This window comes from Luteibacter sp. P4_D7_3, from assembly GCF_056401735.1.
Map to the genome: position 1 here is coordinate 1 of NZ_JBFUIT010000372.1, position 3,538 is coordinate 3,538.

The 3,538-nt window shown below is 65.4% G+C and carries 4 protein-coding genes; 2 read left to right on the top strand and 2 right to left on the bottom strand.

What is annotated here, in order from left to right; translation table 11 throughout:
• Positions 1 to 79: 79 nt before the first annotated feature.
• Complete coding sequence (locus tag AC1DSN_RS20050) at positions 80 to 976, bottom strand: bestrophin family protein (protein WP_477332451.1); 897 nt, start codon at positions 974 to 976, stop codon at positions 80 to 82.
• A gap of 11 nt (positions 977 to 987) precedes the next feature.
• The gene (locus tag AC1DSN_RS20055) at positions 988 to 1,359 is read right to left on the bottom strand and encodes a 2-hydroxyacyl-CoA dehydratase (RefSeq protein WP_213947278.1); all 372 of its coding nucleotides are present in this window, start codon (positions 1,357 to 1,359) and stop codon (positions 988 to 990) included.
• 139 nt (positions 1,360 to 1,498) lie between these two features.
• Between AC1DSN_RS20055 and AC1DSN_RS20060 the strand changes: the two genes are divergently transcribed.
• Both AC1DSN_RS20060 and AC1DSN_RS20065 read left to right on the top strand, forming a co-directional pair.
• A complete protein-coding gene (locus AC1DSN_RS20060; RefSeq protein WP_477298404.1) occupies positions 1,499 to 2,326 on the top strand; it encodes an AraC family transcriptional regulator in 828 nt (275 codons plus the stop codon).
• 35 nt (positions 2,327 to 2,361) lie between these two features.
• Complete coding sequence (locus AC1DSN_RS20065; RefSeq protein ID WP_477332453.1) at positions 2,362 to 3,435, top strand: alpha/beta hydrolase family protein; 1,074 nt, start codon at positions 2,362 to 2,364, stop codon at positions 3,433 to 3,435.
• Positions 3,436 to 3,538: the final 103 nt, after the last annotated feature.

The following is a 3,538-nucleotide window of genomic DNA, read 5'->3' on the forward strand; positions in this document are numbered from 1 at the left end:
GGATCCGCCGATGAATCGGCTCCTACAAAAGAACTGCGCAGGTTTTTTGTATTTGTAGGAGCCGATTCATCGGCGATCCCTAAGCGACGGCGTCAGCCGAGCCGTCACCAACAAGCGCAACCAGATCGTTCTTCACCGTAACGCAGTACGCATCCAACGGCAGATCGTTCGGCAGGATGTCGAACGGGTCCTCGATCTGGTCGCCCAGGGCGTCCAACCCGAAGAACGTATAGGCGAGCACGCCCACAAGCAGTGGCGTAAACCAGCCAACCAGCCCGACCAGGCAGAACGGCAGCAGGAAGCAATAGATGTGCACCGTTCGGTGCAGCAGCAGCAGGTAGGCGTAGGGCAGGGGTGTGCCCTGGATGCGCTCGCAGCCACCCAGCACGTGCGACAGCCCACCCAGCTCCTTGTCGATGGACGCCAGCAGGATCGGGCTGGTGTCCTGGGTCCGTGCGGCGGTCGCAAAGGCAACGCCCATGTGAGCGAGCAGTGCGCTCGGCCGGTTGGGCGAGGCCATGACGGCGGCAAGCATTTTGGGCGGCAGCCAAGGCGTCAGGTCGGCCGTGGGATCCTTGGCGCGCAGGTGATGCCTCATCGCATAGGCAAACGCGATCAGTGAATGCACGAGTTCGCGCCGCGTGGCCGGGCTTGCATCCGGCAGGAAGGCCAGCGTCTGCCGTGCCGCGTTGCGGCTGGCGACGATCAGCTCACCCCAAAGCGTGCGAGCGTCCCACCAGCGCTGGTAGGCCACCGTGTTGCGAAAGCCGAGGAAGATCGCCAGCGTCAGGCCCATCAGGGTGAGCGGCGCCGCGTTCAGGCCGACCTTCAGCGTGAACAGATGAAAATCCGCCCAGACGACGGCGACCGACAGCAGTACGGTGTACAGCACGCGCCGCCAGATGACCGGGATGATCGACCCGTTGAGGGTGAACAGGATGGAACGGACGCTCGGGGTGCGAGAGTGGACGGTCATCGAGCGGCGGCTTATTCGGCGTCCGGCGAGGGTTTGGTCCGGGGTTTGCGCGGCTTGGGCTCCGCACTCGCGATCAGCGACTGCAGGTAGGCGATGCCTTCTTCCGGCGGAAACCAGGCCACCACGTCGGCCACGCTGAGGCCGTAACTCACGCGCAACGCGTTGAACGCGGCGCGGGCTTCGGCGAGCGGATCGACCTTGGGTGGACGGCCACGGCGGGGCTTTTCGACAGGTTTGGCGGGGAGGGGCGGCTCGACCCGGGTTTCGACCGGCGTTGGCACGGGCGTCGCGGCTACCGGCGGCTTGTTCCCGGCATTCTGGCGGTCGAGCGCGGCAAGTTCGTCCTGGAACTGCTTGAAGTCATATTTACCGGACGAATTCATGGCACTGCTTCGGTCGAAAGTGGCTCCATTGTCGCACGGCGGCCTGGTCGATTCGCGCCGGAGAGGGCCCGCAATCGCGATCAAGTGCGTTATCTGACACGGCGCTAGGATAACTCCTACTTCGACAAGGACAGCCACGATGGCGGCCGCGCAGAAAGCTCTCTGGTACATCGAAAGCCATTTCGGCGCCGGGCTGGCCCTGGGCGATGTCGCCGCGGCCGCGGGTGTTTCGCCCTTCCATCTGACCCGTGTGTTCCAGGCGGCGACCGGTTGGCCCGTCGTGCGCTATCTGCGGGCGCGCCGCCTTTCCGAGGCCGCCCGTGAGCTGGCGGCGGGTGCCCCAGACATCCTCGACGTGGCCCTTTCGGCGGGCTACGGCTCGCACGAGGCATTTACCCGGGCGTTCCGCGAACAGTTCGGGGCCACGCCGGAAGAGGTCCGCCAACGTGGTTCGCTCGAAGGGTTGTCGGTTGTCGAGGCGATGCGGGTGATGCAGGAGCCCGTGCCGGAGGCGCAGGTTCCTCGGGTGGAAGAGGCCGGCCCGCTGTTGATCGCCGGGCTGGGCGCGCGGTACCTCGCATCGAACTCCGCTGGCATCCCTTCTCAGTGGCAACGCCTGGAGCAGGACGCCCGTACGCGCTCGAAACGACCGTATTCCTATGGGGTTTGCTTCAACCAGGACGACGAAGGCAACTTCGATTATCTGTGCGGTTACGAAGTCCAGAATTTCTCGGGGGTGCCCACCGACTTCACGCGGCTTCGCCTTGCACGGCGTCCTTACGCGGTCGTCAGGCACAACGGGCACATCGGCTCGATACCGCTGACGTGGCGCGCCTTCCTCGAGACCTGGCTTCCCGCCTCGGGACTTGTGGCAGCCGACGCGCCGGATTTCGAACGTTACGATGCCGCCTTCGACCCCCTGACTGGCATGGGTGGYGTCGAAATCTGGGTGCCGCTGGCGTCCTGAGGCCTCCCATCCGTCACCAAGAGAGGGGATCCACCATGCATGACATCACCCGCGCCTGCCTGGCGCTGGCGCTTACCTCGGTCTTCGGCGTGGCGTCGGCGACGACCGTCGGCGAGACGCATCGCTCCACGACCACACCGACCGCTGCCATGCGCGACGCGTCGCACTCCGACGCGCTGGCTATCACGGTCTGGTATCCCGCCGTTGACGGGGCGAAAGAAGAGCCGCTGGATATGGGCTCGCCCGGTCATCCGTTGTTCCTCGCCGGTCGCGCCGCGCAGGAAGCGCCGTTCGCGCCCGGACGTCACCCGGTGGTGTTGCTATCGCACGGCTTCGGCGGAACGGCGCGCATGATGAGCTGGTTCGGTACGGAGCTCGCGCGCGACGGGTATGTCGTGGTCGGGGTGAATCATCCGGGCAACAACGGCATGGGACCGATGACTGCGGCGGGTGCGGCGATGTGGTGGGAGCGCGCCGAGGACCTCAAGGCAGCGTTCGCGGCGGTCCGCAAGGATAAGGACATCGCGGCCCATATCGATCCGGCGCGCCTGGGTGTGGCGGGTTTTTCGGCAGGCGGATTCACGGCGTTCCTGCTGGCGGGTGCGCGCACGGATATTCCCCACCTGAGGGYGTTCTGCGACAGCCATCCGGATGACGGCGTCTGCAAACCGCAGAAGGAAGCACCGGAAATCAGCGGACCCGCGCTCTTCCATAAGGCTTACGACGATCCCGCGATCAAGGCGCAGATCGTGCACGCGGCGGACGATCATTCGATCCCGGAAGTGAAGGCCGTCTTTACCCTCGCGCCGGCGCTGGTGCAGGCGATTGCACCCGATAGTTTTGCGCAGATACGTGTACCGACGGCGATCGTGGTGGGTCTGGATGACAAGGTGGCCGAACCTGCCACTAACGCAAACATCGCGGTGAAGGCGATTCCCGGCGCGACGATCACGCGGTTGCCCGGGGTGGGGCACTACGACTTCCTGAGCACCTGCACGGAGGCGGCGAAGGCGAGCGTTCCGATTTGCGCCGATGTGAAGGTGTCGCAGGCCGCGACCCACGCCGAGGCGTTGGCCAAAGCAAAAGCACTTTTCGACGCAACGCTCTAATCATGGCCGCCGCGCTTCTGTGTAGGAGCCGATTCATCGGCGATTGGGTGCTCGCGGCAGCCTTGCCCGCTGCCGCGGGATCGCCGATGAATCGGCTCCTACA